An 18,243-nucleotide genomic window follows, 5' to 3' on the forward strand; every position below is an offset into this window, starting at 1 on the left:
CGTACCTAGCATGATCTGTATAAATGTCTACTCTTGGAGGCCACCATGCATGTTTCCCTGACTGCCGAGCTAGAGTCTCGAGTTAAAGCCAAAGTTGAAAGTGGCCTGTACAACAATGCCAGCGAAGTGATCCGCGAAGCACTGCGCTTTATGGATACACACGAAGATTGGATCCACGAAGTGAAATTGGCTCACCTGCGCGAACAACTGAAAGTGGGTACTGATCAGTTAGATAAAGGCGAAGGTATTTCCATCGAATCAAAATCTGCCCTGGATTCGCTGTTCGACGACATTAAAGCTTAAGCCTCATGCCTGCACATCAACTTGTTATAGCGCCGGCCGCCAAAGCCGACTTGAAAGACATATACCAGTATGGGCTTCGGCAACGGGGGCAAGTCCAATCCGACAGTTACCTGGAAAACCTAAAAGACCATTTTTGGTCCCTTACTGAACAACCACTTATGGGCCCTGAGCGCCCCGAGCTGCTGCCCAGCGCCAGAAGCCTACCCATCGAAAGCCATACGCTGTTTTACAGAGTTACTGCAGATGCGGTAGAAATTATCCGTGTACTACATGGCCGCCAAGACCCGCAGCGACACTTAAAATAGCTCAAGAGGCTTTTCTTCTTGGCACCGACTGAGCAACCCTCGGACAATTTTTCATATTGATAATTGCCACCCGTTCGGGTTAGCACTGCACGTACGGAAAGTGCAGTGCTAACCTCGCTTGCGAGGTTACCCGCAGGGGGCGGGCCATGGATGGCCCGGAGCATTCCCCCCGCCGTGTATAGCTAAAGACCCCCTAGCCAAAAGGAGATGGGCTTTTTTATTGGTCAGCGAAACGCAGGAAACGTTTGCTTTCAACCTGTTCGGGCTCGGTGGCGCGTAGTGAGCGATCGGCCCCAATCAAGCATGTGCCGGTTGCCTAGCAGCGCTAGCGCTACCTTCACTCCACCTTTTAATGTCGCAGCGGTGCCGCAGAAAAGAAAACGGCTTTTTGTATTGCTCGAGTGTTAGAGGTCACATAGCCCGAAACTTGACTGTTTTTCGCTCACTTTTCAGGTAATACCCCAAGTCGTATACTGTTGCAGACGAGTAATACTCGGCCATTTTTAGCTAGGCCGCAGCAATGCTGTTGGGGTTAAAGTGAAAAATCATAAATCGAGACTGTGCATGATCGTAAAAGATAAAAAGGATATCGAAGCGTCAAACCAATTTGAAGCTGCCGGAAATAGGCAAGAAAAGTCTATCGCATTTTATTTGCGCAGAGCTTTTAAAATGCACGAGGAAGTATTCGTATTTCACGATCTTAATATCACCTATGGCGGCGAGTTTGCCCAGATCGACCACCTAATTCTTTATAGGTATGGGTTTATCATTATTGAATCCAAAAGCATTTCAGGTGAGGTTAAGGTTAATGCAGAAGGCGAGTGGAGCAGAAGCTACCAAGGCAAGTGGAAAGGAATTTCATCTCCTCTCAAGCAAGTAGAGCTTCAAGCAGATCTTCTCAAAAAATTATTAGATGCAAACGCAAAAAATATATTGGGAAAAATTCTGTTTAACACGCTTCAGTGTCGATTTGGTGGGCGCCGCTGGGATTTTCTATGTGCGATTTCAAGTAGTTCAATAATTAGCCGAGAAAATGCACCTAAAGACATAGCAGACAAAATGGTTAAGTCTGAGTTCGTTTCGGAAAAAGTTATCGAAATTATGAACTTGCCGAAGAACATTATCGAGAAAGCTAAGAGCGTAATGGATGAGCGCGCAGCCTTTCCGGCGGGTGAGTTGAGCAATATCTGTAAGTTTCTCTTGGCGGTTGACAAAAAAACATTAGAACTCAAAGCTGTAAAAGAACAAAACAACCAATCTATTCGAGAAGTGGCGCAAGTTGTGGACGTGCCGCTACAGCCAGAGCCAGTGGGTAGCGCAACTAGTCCTACTGCCAGTATTCGTTGTAAACAATGCGTTACCAAATCTCAGCTAGAGGGTAAGTGGGGTAAGTATGGCTACTATGTCCACTGTGAACAGTGTGGAACCAATACATCCATGAAAACTCATTGCTCATCTTGTGAATCTGGCAATGTTCGCATCAGGAAGTCGGGTGCAGAGTTCTTTGCCCGTTGTGAGGATTGTGGCGTAGAAGTACTGGTGCACAGAAATGTGTAGTCAGGAATCTATGTGTTATTTATTTTCGAATTTGACTTCTGAGTGCTATTTAGGAATGGGCTGAATCTATGTCCGAGATTAAACAAAGATTCACCGATTATCTGACGGTACGAAATAAGCCAGGAAGTAAAAAGGCTGCTTCATATATCAAGGCCTTGGAATGGCAAGAAGATATGATTAAGTCTTCGCCACAAGGCTTTAATGAGTTTAAATCAATCTGGCAATTGCATGACTTGGATCGTTTAGCTGAGCTGTATCAGTTTGTAATACAGGAGTCAAAAAGTTGCTCAACACCTTGGGATATTGATGGCATTCCTCGAAGCTATTTGAGAAATGGTTTTTGCTCGGCTGCGCTGGCCAAGTTTCATCAGTTTTTGATGGAATATTTAGTTGAACTTAACGCATTAAAACATTTAGATTTGAAAGGAGCGCGAGACCTAAAAATTAAAGCTAAGCCAGACTATAAGGTTTTGTCTGAAAATTTGGATGGCCTACATTTAGCTGAAGGGTTGGAAAATAAAGCACAAGTAAAGGTGCGGGTTAACCAAAGTGCTTTCCGAACCATGGTATTGAACAACTTTAATCAAGCATGCTGTATAACAGGGCTACGTATTCCTCAGTTGAATAGGGCAAGCCATATAGTTGGTTGGGCGGAACGGGCAGAGTCACGTTTAGACCCCAGAAATGGTCTGTGTTTATCGGCTACTTACGATGCTGCATTTGATCGGCATCTGATAGGGTTAGATGATGATTATCGTCTGATTTTGTCGAAAGACTTAAAAGACTATAGGGACGACAATTCGTTTAAAGAATGTTTTCTTTCAATTGAGGGTAAGCGTATTCAGCTTCCAACGCAATATATGCCGAGACTGGATTACATTGAGCATCATAGAGGTAAGGGGAGCTTTTAACTAAAAGCTCACCCTACAACCCCAACCAACCGTGCAAAAGTCGCCATCCCCTCATTTGCAATCAAATCCCCATACTCGGGGTTATTGGCAACAAGCCGATAGCTGCCATCAGAGTTCTTCTTTACAACCCGTAAAAGATATTGGTTGTCTCCACCCTCATCCTGGCGCTCAATCGCCATAGTCAGATTTGAAATGGAGCCTGCATTATTGCTGGTGATGCGTTCCAGTAGCAGTAGGTCACCATCCTGGATCGGATTTTTACCGCCATTCATTGAGTTGCCGCTGGCGCGTGCCAGAAACAGCCGGCTGTTGTCTTTACGATTATAGTCAGTGGGGATCTCCATGAGTTCTGCCTCATCGGCAGTACCGTTTTTAAAATGCCCGCACGCAATTTTCAGGTTTGGGAAGTAAGGCAGCTGAACAACATTGCTTTCTGGCTGCTTTGCTTCGACCTGAGGTTTGTCTTTCTCTTTTTTGCGTGAAATTCTGTCGCTGTACAGTGCGAGCAGAAGTTCAACCAGTTCCTGCATCATTCTTTCAAGCACATTAATGTGCGCAGCATCGATGTTGATGTTTGCTTTGAAAACACCATGTTCGACGGTAAACCATGCTTGCGAATGATTTTGGTCTTTCTTGCTCAGGAAATTGATCGGGTTACTCAACCAGTATTTATGCCAGCGGCTGTCGGTGCTGCTGCAGTTTTGCAGATCAGCCCTTATATCCGGTAGTAGCTCCGGGTGGCGGTCAAAAATTTCGCGGCTGCGCTGTGCCAGGGCTTCTGTTGTTGGTGGCGTACGCAGCCCATCCAGCTCAAGAAAGGCTTCGAGCAGAATCGGTTTAAAGCTCTTTGCCATTGAAGTAGTTTCAATGCCCTGCAGCAAAAAGTTCCGATAGACAGGGTTTCGGGTTATTTTCTGAATTTTTGCGTCATCTTCCTGGTTAGCGACCAGTTCAAACCAGCTGCCTTGTTGCTCTCGCATTTTGGTGAGCTTGAAACCATCGTAGAAAAATTCACTCGCGCTTGGCCGGCGGCCAAGGTATTCGCTTAAGCTTTGGTAGGCTTGTATTGCGGTTTTGCCCATTCGAACTAAGTCGGCCCAGAAGTCGATCAGCTCTGGTGCAATATTTACGAAGCAGCCGTCGGTTAATTCTGGTGTCTTTTTAAGTTTGTTAATTTCTGTCGCACTTGGGTGGTTTTTGCCAAGCAGCGCCATTGCCCGGTTTAAATAGCTTTTGTGGTTGCCAATAAAATCCAGAACGACCAGATGCGTTTTATCGGTTTCTGGCGACTGACGCAGGCCGCGTCCCAGTTGTTGCAGGAATAAAATTTTCGATTCTGTTGGGCGTAAAATCAGTACTGTGTCTATAGCAGGTAAGTCTGTACCTTCATTGAACAGATCGACAGAGAACAGAACGGAGAGCTTGCCTCTATTGAGTTGTTCCAGCGCTTCATTGCGATGAAGCGTTGAACCTGAATATACCGCAGCAGACGGAATTCCTTCCTTATTAAACCAGCTGGCCATAAAGTCTGCGTGCCGTTTGCTTATGCAAAAAGCGAGTGTTCTTTGCTGGTGGTGCTTATGCCAGTGCTCGGTAATATGAGTGGCGCGTTTGTTGGTGGCAAAAGCATTGGTGGCTTCGTTAGGGTCAAAGCGCCCATTGCGCCATGGCAGTGCCTGGTAATCGACCGTTTCATCATTGATGCCGTAATAGTGAAAGGGCACCAGGATTTTGTCTTCAATACCATTAATAAGGGTGCGTTCAAAAACCCGGTTGTTATCACACAGCTGAATAATGTCAGCCTGGTCTGTGCGTTCCGGGGTGGCGGTTAAGCCGAGCAGGAATTTTGGTTTGAAGTGATTCAGTAGCTGGCGGTAAGTATTGGCGGTGGCGTGGTGAAATTCATCAACAATTATGTAATCGAAGTGTTCCGCAGAGAACTGTTCCAGATGGCTTTGCTGGCCGATGGTTTGAACCGAGGCAAACAGAAAATCACTTTCCTGCTGTTTCTGTTTGCCATTGTAGAACCCAGTGGTTTGCTCCGGCATCAACTGTGTGAAGGTTCTTGCCGCCTGAGTCAGAATTTCTTCACGGTGCGCAACGAATAGCACGGTTTTAGCGCCTAGCTGCTGAACATCAAAGGCTGAAAGCCAGGTTTTCCCCATGCCGGTTGCCAGTACCACAAGGCCGCGTTTAAAGCCTTTGTCTCGTGAGCCTTGCAGGGCAGTGAGTGCCTCTAATTGTGCGTTATTGGGTACGGCTTTTGGTTCGTCAATGGCCCCTACTTGCTGTAGTGCTGGTTTAACCTCACTTCGGCGCTCTATATAATTGCTAATCCAATGATCAGTCAGTTCAACGGTTTGAGAGTGGTTAAATACAGCATCAAACTGATTAAGAATATTTTTAAACTCAGGTTCTTTGGTGTTTTGGTCGTAGCGCAGGCACCATTCAATTGCACTGGTTAGTGCCGCTTCACTGATGTTATTTGAACCCACGAAGGCACAGCCGTTGTACTCTGTGTCATCCTCATTCCTGACAAATATATAAGACTTCATGTGGAAGCTTTGGCGGCCCTTGCATACAAACATTTTTACCTGAGCACCACTTTGCTGTAATAGCTGTAGATCGCGCAGAGCAGTGGGGTCGGTGATGCACATATAGTCGGAACTGACCAGTTTAATGCTGGCATTACGCTGAAGGGCGTCTGATAACGCCTCAAAGAGCAGGCGAATACCAGATTTCTGAATGAACGAAACGCTAATGAAAATTTCGTTCGCTCTGTTGATGGCATGCACCAGCTTTTCCAGCAGTTGATCTTCACCGCCGGTTGTTAATTTTGATCCGTAGCTGAGTGGGTTACTTTTTTGGTTCATACGTTTATTGCTCAATAACTTCCTTTACAACAATGGCATTCAGCCACTTCTCTTGTTCTCGACCTGGTCTCTGGTCATTTGTTATCCACATGTTTTTCAGGGCTAAACCAGACCCGGAAATAAAATCCCTTAGTCGCACCTCTGTCGCATTGGTAAAATTGCGCCCATTTCGACTGACGTCTTCGTTCCCATATTTAAACGAGCAATAAATAATGCCGCTCTGTTTTAGTTGGTTTGCCAGGTGCTTGAACGTTGCTGGTAGTTCTGGAGCCGGGACATGCAGTAAGCTGGCACAGGCCCATATAGCATCCGCAGGATGCTCTGTTTTAAACTCCAGAAAGGTCGCAACCTGAACAGCTTGGCCAGATAATTTGCTTGCAGCATCGGCAAGTGGTTTGCTGGCATCGAAGGCGGTTACGTTGTAGCCAAGCTCTGTAAAGGCTTTGGTATCGCGCCCGCTGCCGCAACCTGCGTCTATTATGTGCGCGCCAGTAGTGAGCAGAGGCAGGAACTGATCGTACAGTGGCTGCATGTTGACGTTCACCGTGCTCTCTATAAAGGCTTGTGCGTTCAGGGTGTAGTATTTGTTAGACATGACTTCGCTATATTTCCTGTGCGAGGCTGTGAATTGTAATAGTTCTGGTGCTTGATTGGGACAGTTAGGAGGCCACCTGTTTATATCTAAGCCAACGTTAATATATAGGCTTGCTCAATCTTTTCGGCTGAAAACACCTGCGCTGGTGAGTCCTTAAACTCAACAACAAGCGCCACTCCTGATATGTACCAGCATTCATACTCTTTCTGCTGGGTTAGTAAATCAATATTGTTGCTCAGGTAGCTGTGTACTTCGAAGAACGCTTTTACTTTATCGATCTCAACCTCAAACACGCTGCTCATTTGTTCAACGCTGAGTGAGCGTTCTTCGTTATGTTGCTCTAGAATCAAGGTTTCGTCGTTGGTATCCCAGTAGGTGCTCTTCGGCAATTTCTGGTCGATTAGGTTGCACACCTCAAAGTAGCGATTAATCCTGTTGGTGTTCATAGTAGCCGTGCCTCATAGCGCCATTAAACGTGAGGTGGTATTTAAACCACCTCAGTAAACGCTTCTTCAAACAACGCATTGAGCGTTTCTTCCGAATACTCGCTCTCGGCATAAATTCTTTTAGCCCTAGCCTTACACCATGCCGCCACAGCATCAGATAGAATCTGCCAGTCTGCATCCATCCAAAGCAGAATCGCCGGCAGTAGCAGCGTCTTATCCAATTCTATCTGGCTCAGCTCAAATACAACTTCTTCATCCAGCCCGTTAGCCTCCAGCCAGAACAATTCTACATGGGTTTTGGCTGTGTATTTTTTGCGGTCAAAGTCGATATTGGCTTTTTCCAGTAGCTGCTCAATGATGCCTTCATAAGGCAAGTGCACGCTCTTGGTGATGTCTATTTTTGTATCCCCATAGGATGCTCTGCGCAGGAGCGCCGGGGTTTCCAAATGATCCGGTTCTGCTGTTGTTCTTCCGGTTCGCAAAGATGGGTGCAATTCTATTAATTCGGGTGCGGCTTCCATTGGGCTGCTTGGCGCGCTCGCGTAAAAGTCGTCGCAGGTGTCTGCCATAAAGCTTGGAGTCATCTGGCTGGCTTGTTTTAGTACCGGTAAGCCATCGCTGCCGGTTACGGTTTCACTATCCACAAACACAAAGCTGGTGTATTCACTGACAATCTGCAGCTCTGTGGCTAATGTTGTTGCTTGGCCATCGTTAAGGTTGGGTAGCTGCTTGAGTGTGGCGAGCTTGATCAGTGCATCTGCACTTTCATCGCTGGCAGCCTGCATTGGTAAGGTGAATAGTGGTTCGTTGTCAGGCACCGTTTGGACTTTCCCGGGTCTCAGTTCATGCCCGGTGAAGTAGGCGGGTACTGTAGAGTTTTCAAATAGCGTTGCAGGAAGGTAATGCCAGTCTGAAATTTCATCTTTAAGTTCAGCTCGCACTGGCGTGCTGCGCACCTGGTCAATCAGGTTGCCGATCTGTGCATCCATATTGCTGCGCGGGTTGAGCATGAGTGCATTCCCGGCGCTACCTCGGGATAGGGTTTCCAGCAGCTGCGCATCCACGCCGGTGCCTACGCCGATGCAGAAAATCCGGCAACCCGCTGTAATGGCTTTGGCTGCAAGTGTGTTAACGGCGTTGTTTGGGTTCCAGACTTGAGCATCGGTAACCAGCAGTATGTCGCCACTGCCGTTTTCTTTGACTTGCTCTAATGCCTGCTCAAGCGCAGCAAAGAGTTCTGTACCGCCCATGTTGGCCTGAATGTTGTCGATGTATCTGTAGAGTTTTTTGCGGTTGGTGTCGGTCAGCTGCTGTAAGCCGGAAAACAGACTGTTGGTGGTGCTACCAAATTTTATGATGTTCAGTTTGTCTTCGGCTTCGAAGTGCTCAATGGCCTCGCTGATCCCCAGCTTTGCTTCGTTGATTGCTGCGCCTGTCATGGAGCCGGAGCAGTCGATAACCAGCTGTACACTGGTTCTTCTTCTGGCTTGCCCGGTGGCCGGCGCTTCTAATAAGGCAATGCCGTAGTGTTTTTGGTTTGCTTCGGAACGGGCGGTGAACAACTGGTTGGTGGGCATGCTTGAGGCCCAGCTGAACATGAAGGTACGGTCCAGTTTTGCCTGGAAGCGCCAGCCATCGTCTTGTGCTTTTATGGCGGTGTTGGCCTGCAGCTTTGCTTCGGGGTGGTTAGCCAGCCGAATGGTGCCGCTCAGGTTGTAGTCGGCGAAGATGGAGCTGCGCGGCTGGTTGTGTAAGGGTAATGGCGAGTGGCCGTATTTTTCCCCGATCACCGTGGGCAGGTAGTAGTGCCATAGCCCCTGTTTCATGAATATCAGTGATGCGACTTCCAGTTCCAGTATGGCTTTCTCGCCCGGGGGCAGGTTACCGGCATTGACCTGGTACAGGCCGTCACCCAACAGCTCCAGCAGGAAGCTACGCTTGCCACTGGCAATGCCTTCTTCATAGCTTGCAGAGGCCTGCTGGCTTGCCTGTACCTTGCCGGTAAAGCGTTTGTCGTTGATTAGAATGTTAAAACTGGTGACAACCGCATCGCTCGGTAATGGGAATTGATAGACCGCCTCTATGATGTCGTCGGTGTCGTTGGTAAAGCTTTGTTTAATGGTGGTACGCGCAACAATGCCGTCGATGGTGATGTTCACTTCTGCCGATTTCAGTGGCGATTCCATAAATACTTCAGTCATCTGTGTTGTCCTTTTCTGCTGCTGCAATGAGCGCCACGATCTGTTTGCTGAGTGTGCGTAGCTGCTCCGAGTTCATGCCGGCCTTTTGCGGGTCTATGGTGAGCTCTACACCGGCGGCCAGGTGAATGTGCGTGAGTACGCGCAGGCTGCCGGGCTCTGCTTCAATGGCCGGCGCTGCCGCTTCACCTTTCAATATCCGCTGAATGGCATCCAGCGAAAGCCCGGAACTTTGCCACTTCTTAATCGTCAGCAACTGCTCTACGTGGGTCTCGCTGTAGCGTGCGGTTTTGCGGCTGCCTGTGGGGCGGTCGACCAGGCCCTGCTGTATGTAGTAGCGCACGGTGCGGGCGGGTATGTCCGTTAGGGTGCTCAGTTGTTCCAGTGTGTGTTCCATGGTCGGTCCGGGTGTGGGGCTTGGGGTATTTATAGTAAATGACAGTATAGGTGTCAAATAGGGGTGTCACTTAAAAGTGTGCTGGGTATCGGCGAGGGGCTTCTGTTTACATGGATTATTCGAAATAGGTTTGAGTTTTTGATGCTTAAGGCTTACCGGTGCGGTGAGCCTTAAGCATCAGTACTTTCTTGGCCAGTGATTAACTAACCATCAGCAATCAATAAACCCCCGTCAGCATGTTCCGTTTAATCGTCACCGAATAAGCATCTGATTTAGAAATAGAAAAATTCAGTAGCTCGGCTGATTTATCAATGTAGTCTGAGTTTTGATTAGCAAGCCCAACAATATATTGCTTACGCGGGGATGACCACTTTACCTTCAGCTCTTTCTTAAGGGCCTGGTAATTACCACCGTAGTAAGCACTGGCCACAACGTTTTCATTGCCTTGAACGGCCAACCAAACCATTAGAAAATCATCTTGGCTGCCATACCAGCCGCTTATTTCATTATTGTGGGTGAAACTACCCTGGTCTATAAGCGCAACGACATGGGTAATGGGGCCTGTATGCTGTTTAAATGGAATGTCGGGTTGTTGGAAGCTTGCACGAAAGTTACGTTCGGAGCCCTCAATAAAGATTACCCGCCAGGCGCTATCTATCGGGTCTACCGTGGCTGGCAGGGTGGCGCGTAATAGATTGGGCAGATTGTTTACAGAATGTAGGGCCTCCATATTATATTGAAGTATCTTTAAGCGATCGTTTTCCGATCGATAGAACGACTTCACGCAGCTGGTCGTATTACAGGATGCGCGCTCATCAAGTAATTCTCTGCTTTCGGTAACACCCAAAAACTGTGGGTACTTATAGGCCCAGCGCTCGTTGCTGCTATGCAGCAATTCATCGTACAGATCAGCAAAGCTAGCGTGGTAGCTGTTTAGTAGAGTGTCATCGCAAAACTGGCTCGGTATGGGCCGGGTGCCGCTTTGGCATAAGCTGGCCGTGGTTGATTTCACTTCACCCGTACCCATGACCAACGTGCCTGTAGCTACCGATGGGCAGGGTGTGCTCTGGAATGCTATTTGTCCCTGAGCGTTTTTGCACTGGTAGATATTGCCTGCTAAGGCACTACCGGATATCAAAGCAGTAGCAAGTAATAAACCCTTTTTCATTTCGTTTTAATCTCCTTTCGCAATGTCCCTTAATGGCGTCCGAAATGCGCCCCAGTTTTATTAAAAGCAGCCAATATGATTTGCTGGCATTTATTTGTAAAGTAATTGTGGTAAAAATGAGCAGAATCATAAGGACAGCAAGGGAGTTAATCGTGTTTTCAATAATTAAGGACATTCTTTCACTAAAATTTATTGCCAATCGCCCACTGAGCTGGCTGATCCGTATAGGCCTTCTTTGGTTGGTGGTTGATCATCTGGCCTCGATAAAGTTCGTGGGTACGCAAATGCAGGAGCAGGCAGAAAGCATTAATGGCGGCGCAGCTGCACAATCTGCTGTGTTGATATCTGAAGTAAATGTTCCGGAATTAATTGCGGATGAGCAGCTGCGGCAATGCATTAGTCGCAGCTCGGGTTTTATCGTCAATCGCGAAAAAACAACCGATGCTCTCACCTATCTGGATTGTGCTGGCCTGGGTATCACCAATCTTTCCGGGGTAGAGTTGTTTCCTCAGATTCATTCTGTTTCTCTGCAGCAGGCAGAGGTGCTCAGTCTTGAGCCACTGCACTCCTTAGCACAGTTGAACAGTGTGGATTTAACTGACGTCACTACCGTGACCATTGAACAGGTTTATGCCTTGGCTCCGCTGAAGAAAATACGCTGGCCGGTGTTGGCAGAAATACCCTGTACCCGGCTACGTGAATTAGCCGGTGCAGATAAAGATAAGTTAATGCTTTTAAAGCAAGCCGATAACCGGTCGTGTTGGGGCGCAAATTCAAATGCAACCCGTAATGAACTGGTGAGCTTCAGAATGAAGGATAGCCGTGGCGAATACATCAGTAATGAAGATTGGTTTTATTTTCAGAAGCTGGAAAAAGAATACAACGCCAATAAAAGCTATGACGATGCAAAAGGGAGTTTCTAATGAAGCAGTGGTTGTCTCTGATATTATTTACCTTGCCGCTTAGCGGTTATGCCGCAGGTATAAATCAGTGCGTTAAACCTGATGGCAGTATGTACTTTTCAAACCTTCCGTGCCCTGAAAAAGCTGAACTTGTGAATACCATTAAGCCGGCTTCATCATCGGGAATCCGCGGTTCCATGTGTGCCGAACGTAATCAAGCAATCCGTGAAATTATCTGTGATAACAAATCGATCGAGCCTTATTTTACAGAACATAAGGAACTCTATAACGCACTATTGAGTTATGTTGGGAGCAAGAAAAATTACCGACTGGTGTCGTCTGCTGGCGTAGATGATAGTGGCGAAAAATGGAATGAAGAAAGGGATAAATGTAAAACGGAATCATGCGTAATCGGCTTTTACACTAGCCGCATCGATATACTGAAAAACCTGAAGAGGCAAAGCGTGGATCTGGATGCTGTTGCTGATTTGCCCGGCGTTTTAGCTCGTGCTTTACAGCACAGGTATGGTGTTAGCAGCAGCGCCTGGCAGGTTCGCTATGCCAAGCGAATTCCAACCCGTATTAATGTGGTTGGCGATGCGCAATACAGCGAGATCACCAGCCTAACAATACCTGGCCCGGTAACCGTGATTGTGGCTCTGGTTGAAGATTCGTTAATTACCGTTGACGGCCGGCAATCGGCACTGACGGGCACCATCAACGACTACCTGGGAGTGTATGCGGCATTAGATGATGCGGGTAACCTGATCGATAGCCATTACTTTGTTGGTAACCGCCTGAATGGCAATGGATTTCGACCCTATGTGGATATCTCTTACGGCATGAGCGATTCGGTCTACGCCGGCCAGATGTACACCACCACGAGTGGTAAAGAACGGGCCGATACTCCCATTCGTTTGTCTTTGAATGAGCGTGGATTCAGCCATGTTTGGAAGCGTAAGGGAAGGTAAATAACGGCATTGAAAAAGTCTGCGGCCTTCTGTGCTTCGCTGTTAAACTGATGCTATCTCATTCAACATTTGGATCACAGCATGTCTGATTTTCTGGTTTACCAATGGGATTTTTCTGCGACAGCACCGCAGCCGTGCGCTGTGCAGAGCGTGCCGCCATCTGTCACCGCCGGCCACTGGTACCACTGCCACCGCGAAGCCGAGGGCCTGTACGAGTGGCTGCTGGCCAACCGTGTTTCGCATGCGGCGATCAACAGTTTGCTGGATAAAGATACCCGCCCTAACTTTGAGTTGATCAACGATGATCAGTGGGTGTTGATTCTGCGCGGCCTGAACCTGAACGAAAATGCCAACCCGGAAGATATGCTCAGCTTGCGTATTTTGTATCTCAACGGGGCGCTGATTTCGGTGCGCAAAACGCCGTCCAGTACCATCGAGGCGCTGCAGCGCTCGCTACAGGATAAAACCGGGCCGGCGGATATCAAGTCGTTGCTGCTGGCGATGGTGAATGGCCTGAACCGCAACATCGATAACTTCCTGCAAAGTCAGGAAGAGCTGATTGAAACCTTTGACGATGAAAGCGAGCTGACGCAGGAGATGATGCAAACCCATAAGGCGCTGCTGAAGATTAAGCGTTTTATTAAGCCGCAGCAGTATGCGCTGTCAGATCTGTACGAGGCCGAGGTGCCTTCGCTGGCGCAAGCCAGTATTCACCTTCGGCAGTCGCTGAATACCATTACCCGCATCAACGAAACGCTCGATTTCTACCTAACGCATCTGGATATCATCAAGGGCGAGTTACGCCAGTTTCATGCTGAAAAGATGAACCAGAACACCTACCTGTTTTCGGTGATCGCGGCCATCTTTTTGCCGACCAGTTTTTTAACCGGCTTGCTGGGGGTGAATGTGGGCGGTATTCCGGGCGCCGATTCGCCCATTGCATTTGGCCTGTTTTGCCTGGGGCTGGTGTTCATTTTTGGTTTCGAAATCTGGTTTTTGCGTAAGCTGCGCATGTTCGATAAGGAGTAAAATAAGAGTCCGTATAAGCGGGCTGACACTGTCAAATGCGGTAAAAGAGCGGCTCAGCATCCGGTAAGGTGTGAACGGCTTCACGGGCATTACTGTGCAGCCGGTTAGGATGCCTGCAACCTAACGCCAAAAGGACACACCCATGACTCAATCGACTCCGTTACCGCTGTCGCAACCCAACGAAGCCGAGCAGCCATTCAGTATTTCCAGTCTCTTTGCCAATGCCTTTACGCTGATCTTTTTTGCCATGTCGGCCATTGTGATGTGCTCGTCCATTATCACTGCCTTGATCAGTTTTATTAGCACGCAGGATTTCACCCAGCTCACCATTCAGGTGGTGAACGGCGGCATTATTGGCATGGCGCTGTTTGAACTGGCCACGGTTATTGCGGCGGAGTATGGCCGCGAACGCAGCCACGATGTTATCACCATGATGAAGCGCACCATGCCGCGTTTTATTGGTACGGTGGTTATTGCGTTATCGCTGGAAGGCCTGATGATGGTCATTAAATACAGCCAGTTGGATCTGGCCGGCAACCTCTATTATCCGGTGGCCATTATTATCAGCGCGGCCTGTTTGCTGGTGGCGCTGGGCCTGTTTATCCGCTTTGCGCAAAGCCCGAAAACCGCTGTCCACTCTGCGTAACACCCGGCCTGAAAATTTCTGAAAATAAATTTCAAAAGCCTATTTTAAATAGCGCGCCAAGCCCCATAATGCTGGGGCTTTCCTTCTGCTTAGGCATTCCTGCCTAACTGATGTTTTAACGGTATTTTTTGAATAACCCGTCGCCATTTTTGGTTCCGGGTTTTCATGCTGCGCGGTTAAAAAAGCAGCCGGCTGCGTTCAGCAGTTTTGCGACGTCTGGCTTAAGGGCACCTCTAATAACTCTGATATGTCTCTGCGGAGTCTAAAAAGCTCAGCGGCAAGGCGACGATGAAAAATCATAGTTATTCTATCTTTTGAAATCGTCAACGCAGTCGGTGGGCTTTTTAGGCCCGCCCTTTGGGGCCTTCAGGAAAAACATCTGTCGTTGTTGCGATTCTTGCGAAGGTCTCGACATTCGCTGCGAACCGCGCCTAGTCAGCTGTTTTTCCTGAAGGCCAGAGATATATCAGAGTTATTAGAGGTGCCCTTAAATGTTTGTAACAATATTTTGCAAGGGCATTATGCAGATGTGCCCAGGAGCCTTATTTATGTCAGTTCAATCTTCGGCGGCGACGAAACCGATCACCATCGCTTTGCTGGGTGCCCGTTTAAACCCTGAATGCGGCGCCGAGTTTTTAGTGCCGCAATTGCAGGCAACCCGCAACCGGGATGCCTTTTTAATTACCCTGGAAAGCGGCCTGGTATGGCTGTTTGATTACGGCGTGCTGGTGGGGTGGGGCGTTAGCGAAGCCGATCGTCAGGCGCTTTGTGCCAAGCTGGAGCCGTGGGTGAAAGACCCGGTCAACCGCCCGCTGATGGAGCAGTATTCCTACAGCGTGGATATCGCTCAGCCGGTACGTGTTCACCACGATATGCTGATGGTGCCCGATGAGCAGCCGCTGCGGCTGTTGGGCTTAAGCCATGCCTTTGCGCAATCGGCCAAGCTGATCTTCTTTGAAGAAAAGGCACTGTCGGTTATTGAAAGCAACGCCTACATCTCTAAAGAGCTGGCGCGAACCGGCAAGGTGGTGCTGAAGCGTCGTCAGCTTTCCAAGTTGCGCGGTGTACTGTTTGATACCAGCAGTGATATTTCTCTGAACTTCAACCTGCTGGATACGCCGGAGTTCTTCTGGGATTACCCAGAGCTGGAAGAAGACTATTTGAAGCTGGCCCGTTATCTGGATTTACACCCCAGAATTGAAATTCTGAACCGCAAGATCAGCACCATTCACGAGCTGCTGGAAATGCTGGTGGCCGAGGGTTATCACAAGCACTCGGCGTTTCTGGAATGGATTATTATCTGGCTGATTGCGGTCGATATCCTGATCTATTTCATCCCTAAATAACGCAAAAAGGTCCGGTTTTTACGCCGGGCTTAGACTGCTGACAAAGTCACCACAGTCCTCAAGACGATGAAAAGGTAGCTCCTAAATAGACGTCGAAAACATGGATGTTTTCGTCGAGCGTATCAGGACGATACTTGCAGCGGTCTATTTAGGAGCTACCTTTTCATCTTCTCTGAGTTTACTCAGTCAATCAGCGCACGTAGCGCTGCTCAACAAACGGCATCTTGCTGACGGTCATCGCAATCTTTTTACCACGCACTTCAGCAAACACCTCAGTGCCAACTTCGTGCTCGCCAAAATTCACATAAGCCATTGAGATGCTCTTTTCACAGCTGGGGCCAAAGGTACCACTGGTCACTACACCAATGGGCTTATCGCTGGCATCGAACAGCTGAGTGCCTTCACGCACCGGCGCGCGCGTGCTGCCAATCAGGCCAACGCGTTTTTTCGCCGGGCGCTTTTCGGCCAGCGCCTTCAGCACCGGCTCTGCACCCATGAAGCCGCCGGCACGCTCACCGTCGGCACGGCGCGCTTTGGATATCGCCCAAATCAGGCTGGCACTCACCGGGTCGGTTTCGGCATTCATATCGTGACCATACAGGCACAGGCCGCTTTCCAGGCGCAGTGAATCGCGCGCACCCAGGCCAATCAATTCGCACTGTTCATGGCTGAGCAGTTCACTTGCCAGTGCTACGGCCTTGGCAGCGGGTACGGAAATTTCGTAACCATCTTCACCGGTATAGCCGGAGCGGGAAACACGGCAGGTTTCGCCCAGCAACGTCAGCTCGACGTTATCCATAAACTTCAGTTCGGCCACGGCAGGGTTCAGCGTTGCCAGTACATCAACAGCGGCCGGGCCCTGTAAGGCCAACAGGGCATGGTCGGCCATTTCCTGCAGTTCCAGGCCTTCCGGCAGGTGCGCGCGAATGTGTGCGGCATCTTCAACCTTGCAGGCTGCGTTCACCACCAGGTAGTGGTAGCTGCCGGCGTTGGTGACCATTAGGTCGTCGAGAATGCCGCCCTGTTCGTTCAGCAGCAGTGCATAGCGTTGCTTGCCTTCGGGCAGGTCGATAACGTCGATCGGCAGTAACTGTTCCAGTGCCTGCGCACCGTTGCTGCCGACCAGCTTAAACTGGCCCATGTGGCTGACATCAAACAACCCAGCCTTGGCGCGGGTGTGCAGGTGTTCCTGTTTAACGCCCAGCGGGTATTGCACCGGCATGTCGTAACCGGCGAACGGTACCATGCGCGCGCCGTTTTCAATGTGGAAGCTGTGCAGCGGGGTTTTCAGCAGATGGGTATCGGTCATGTTGAGCAATCCTGTAAGCATGGGCGAAAAAGTTGCGACAATATTGCATAAGGTGACGGAAGTTTCCAATAGGAAACTTGGGTAATGGCTAAATTGCCGCTTGTTAGGCCGTTACCCACAGTACTTCGGCATCCTGCTCGCTCAGGCTCACCAGCGCGTGGCCCATGGTGCAGTCGTAATACGCCGAGTCGCCGGTGCTCAGCGCCACCGGTTCGTAAAACTCGGTATACAGCATCACCTCGCCGCTGAGCACGTACAGAAATTCCTCACCGCCATGCCGCACCCACTGGCCAAACTCATCAATCGAGCGGGCATGAACGCGGGTTTTAAAGGGGATCATCTTCTTCTGCGAAAGCTGCGTGGCATGCAGCTCGTGGTCGTAGGTTTTGGTGGGGTGCGGCTCGGCCTGGCCGGCCCGGGTAATGTCGCGGCGGCCGCCACCGGTCTGCTCCGGCTCTGGTTGGGTGAACAGTTGGGGAATATTAATGCCCAGCCCGGCCACCAGTTTCGAAACCACGGCAAAGGTCGGTGAAACCTGTTCGTTTTCTATCTTGGAAAGGGTAGAGCGTGCCAGCCCTGCGCGTTGGGCGGCTTCTTCCAGCGTCAGGTTCTGGCTAAGGCGCAATGCCTTCACCCGCTCACCCAGCTTCAATGGTTCAACTAGGGCTTCGCTGCCGGCCTTTTTATTGATTTGCAGCGTTTGTTTCTGGTCGTTTAAAAAACTCGGTGAATCTGCCATAGAGCTCGTCAGTTCTGATTATTAGACGCCGGAGTATTGCACAGTTCTTTTAAGTCATAAAAGATCGCTTATGAATATATGTTTCCTATAGGAAACTTTTGCTTGCATAGGCAACTTTTGGTTGCTAATTTCTCGACCAATTTCGAATGAGGGTGAGTTATGTCTGAAGTAATCGAAAAATTGCTGTATTCCGAAAGCCACGAATGGGTTCGCCGCGAAGCCGATGGCACCGTTACCGTGGGCCTTTCCGATCACGCGCAAAAGGCGCTGGGTGATGTTGTTTATGTAGAGCTGCCGGAAGTTGGCAGCGAAGTGAATATGCAGGATGAAGTCGCCCTGGTGGAATCCGTTAAGGCGGCTTCCGATGTGTACACGCCCATCAGCGGTGAAGTACTGGCCATTAATGATGTACTGGCAGACGAGCCACAAATTATCAACGAAAGCTGCTACGACAATGGCTGGCTGTTCAAGCTGAAGCCGGCCGATGAAGCCGAGCTGGATTCACTGCTGAGCGCGGCCGCCTACGCTGAGCAAACAGAGGAATAAAC

The 18,243-nt window shown here is 49.2% G+C and carries 18 protein-coding genes; 10 read left to right on the top strand and 8 right to left on the bottom strand.

Going from position 1 to position 18,243, the window contains the following annotated elements:
• Nucleotides 1-45: 45 nt before the first annotated feature.
• The 4 genes from BCF53_RS11730 to BCF53_RS11745 all read left to right on the top strand — a co-directional run bounded on the left by BCF53_RS11730 (nucleotide 46) and on the right by BCF53_RS11745 (nucleotide 3,076).
• Complete coding sequence (locus BCF53_RS11730; protein WP_132701926.1) at nucleotides 46-303, top strand: type II toxin-antitoxin system ParD family antitoxin; 258 nt, start codon at nucleotides 46-48, stop codon at nucleotides 301-303.
• A gap of 5 nt (nucleotides 304-308) precedes the next feature.
• A complete protein-coding gene (locus BCF53_RS11735) occupies nucleotides 309-608 on the top strand; it encodes a type II toxin-antitoxin system RelE/ParE family toxin (RefSeq protein ID WP_132701927.1) in 300 nt (99 codons plus the stop codon).
• Between the two features lie 564 nt (nucleotides 609-1,172).
• A complete protein-coding gene (locus BCF53_RS11740) occupies nucleotides 1,173-2,165 on the top strand; it encodes an NERD domain-containing protein (protein ID WP_132701928.1) in 993 nt (330 codons plus the stop codon).
• Between the two features lie 68 nt (nucleotides 2,166-2,233).
• Nucleotides 2,234-3,076, top strand: coding sequence for an HNH endonuclease (locus tag BCF53_RS11745; RefSeq protein WP_132701929.1), 843 nt, complete (start codon nucleotides 2,234-2,236; stop codon nucleotides 3,074-3,076).
• 8 nt (nucleotides 3,077-3,084) lie between these two features.
• On the opposite strand, the gene BCF53_RS11750 is transcribed toward BCF53_RS11745, so the two are convergent.
• The 6 genes from BCF53_RS11750 to BCF53_RS11775 all read right to left on the bottom strand — a co-directional run bounded on the left by BCF53_RS11750 (nucleotide 3,085) and on the right by BCF53_RS11775 (nucleotide 10,753).
• The gene (locus BCF53_RS11750) at nucleotides 3,085-5,949 is read right to left on the bottom strand and encodes a DEAD/DEAH box helicase family protein (RefSeq protein ID WP_132701930.1); all 2,865 of its coding nucleotides are present in this window, start codon (nucleotides 5,947-5,949) and stop codon (nucleotides 3,085-3,087) included.
• A 4-nt stretch (nucleotides 5,950-5,953) separates the two neighbouring features.
• Nucleotides 5,954-6,544 (bottom strand): class I SAM-dependent methyltransferase, encoded by a 591-nt coding sequence (locus BCF53_RS11755; RefSeq protein WP_132701931.1) that lies wholly within the window; start codon nucleotides 6,542-6,544, stop codon nucleotides 5,954-5,956.
• A gap of 86 nt (nucleotides 6,545-6,630) precedes the next feature.
• Nucleotides 6,631-6,990, bottom strand: coding sequence for a hypothetical protein (locus tag BCF53_RS11760; RefSeq protein WP_132701932.1), 360 nt, complete (start codon nucleotides 6,988-6,990; stop codon nucleotides 6,631-6,633).
• 41 nt (nucleotides 6,991-7,031) lie between these two features.
• Nucleotides 7,032-9,191: a VIT and vWA domain-containing protein gene (locus tag BCF53_RS11765; RefSeq protein ID WP_132701933.1), complete on the bottom strand. Its 2,160-nt coding sequence runs from the start codon at nucleotides 9,189-9,191 to the stop codon at nucleotides 7,032-7,034.
• Nucleotides 9,184-9,585, bottom strand: coding sequence for a helix-turn-helix domain-containing protein (locus BCF53_RS11770; protein ID WP_132701934.1), 402 nt, complete (start codon nucleotides 9,583-9,585; stop codon nucleotides 9,184-9,186). The genes BCF53_RS11765 and BCF53_RS11770 overlap by 8 nt, the downstream gene beginning before the upstream one ends.
• Nucleotides 9,586-9,802: 217 nt before the next feature.
• A complete protein-coding gene (locus BCF53_RS11775) occupies nucleotides 9,803-10,753 on the bottom strand; it encodes a DUF4124 domain-containing protein (RefSeq protein ID WP_132701935.1) in 951 nt (316 codons plus the stop codon).
• Nucleotides 10,754-10,905: 152 nt separating this feature from the next.
• Between BCF53_RS11775 and BCF53_RS11780 the strand changes: the two genes are divergently transcribed.
• From BCF53_RS11780 to BCF53_RS11800, 5 genes are all read left to right on the top strand, one after another.
• Complete coding sequence (locus BCF53_RS11780; RefSeq protein WP_132701936.1) at nucleotides 10,906-11,676, top strand: hypothetical protein; 771 nt, start codon at nucleotides 10,906-10,908, stop codon at nucleotides 11,674-11,676.
• Entirely contained in the window at nucleotides 11,676-12,626 is a 951-nt protein-coding gene (locus tag BCF53_RS11785) for a DUF4124 domain-containing protein (RefSeq protein ID WP_132701937.1), read from the top strand. Before BCF53_RS11780 ends, BCF53_RS11785 begins: the two co-directional genes overlap by 1 nt.
• A gap of 81 nt (nucleotides 12,627-12,707) precedes the next feature.
• Nucleotides 12,708-13,655, top strand: coding sequence for a CorA family divalent cation transporter (locus BCF53_RS11790; protein ID WP_132701938.1), 948 nt, complete (start codon nucleotides 12,708-12,710; stop codon nucleotides 13,653-13,655).
• Between the two features lie 142 nt (nucleotides 13,656-13,797).
• Entirely contained in the window at nucleotides 13,798-14,301 is a 504-nt protein-coding gene (locus tag BCF53_RS11795; RefSeq protein ID WP_132701939.1) for a hypothetical protein, read from the top strand.
• Between the two features lie 548 nt (nucleotides 14,302-14,849).
• Nucleotides 14,850-15,647 carry an RMD1 family protein gene (locus BCF53_RS11800; protein WP_132701940.1) on the top strand — a complete coding sequence of 266 codons (798 nt, stop codon included), beginning with the start codon at nucleotides 14,850-14,852 and terminating at the stop codon, nucleotides 15,645-15,647.
• A gap of 190 nt (nucleotides 15,648-15,837) precedes the next feature.
• On the opposite strand, the gene gcvT is transcribed toward BCF53_RS11800, so the two are convergent.
• The gene (gcvT, locus tag BCF53_RS11810) at nucleotides 15,838-16,956 is read right to left on the bottom strand and encodes a glycine cleavage system aminomethyltransferase GcvT (protein ID WP_132701941.1); all 1,119 of its coding nucleotides are present in this window, start codon (nucleotides 16,954-16,956) and stop codon (nucleotides 15,838-15,840) included.
• Between the two features lie 103 nt (nucleotides 16,957-17,059).
• Nucleotides 17,060-17,695 carry a helix-turn-helix domain-containing protein gene (locus BCF53_RS11815; protein ID WP_132701942.1) on the bottom strand — a complete coding sequence of 212 codons (636 nt, stop codon included), beginning with the start codon at nucleotides 17,693-17,695 and terminating at the stop codon, nucleotides 17,060-17,062.
• Nucleotides 17,696-17,854: 159 nt separating this feature from the next.
• On the opposite strand from BCF53_RS11815, the gene gcvH reads away from it, so the two are divergent.
• Complete coding sequence (gene gcvH / locus BCF53_RS11820; RefSeq protein WP_132701943.1) at nucleotides 17,855-18,241, top strand: glycine cleavage system protein GcvH; 387 nt, start codon at nucleotides 17,855-17,857, stop codon at nucleotides 18,239-18,241.
• The last annotated feature ends 2 nt before the right edge of the window (nucleotides 18,242-18,243 follow it).

It is taken from the genome of Reinekea marinisedimentorum, assembly GCF_004341165.1.
In the GTDB taxonomy this organism is placed as follows: Bacteria; Pseudomonadota; Gammaproteobacteria; order Pseudomonadales; family Natronospirillaceae; genus Reinekea; species Reinekea marinisedimentorum.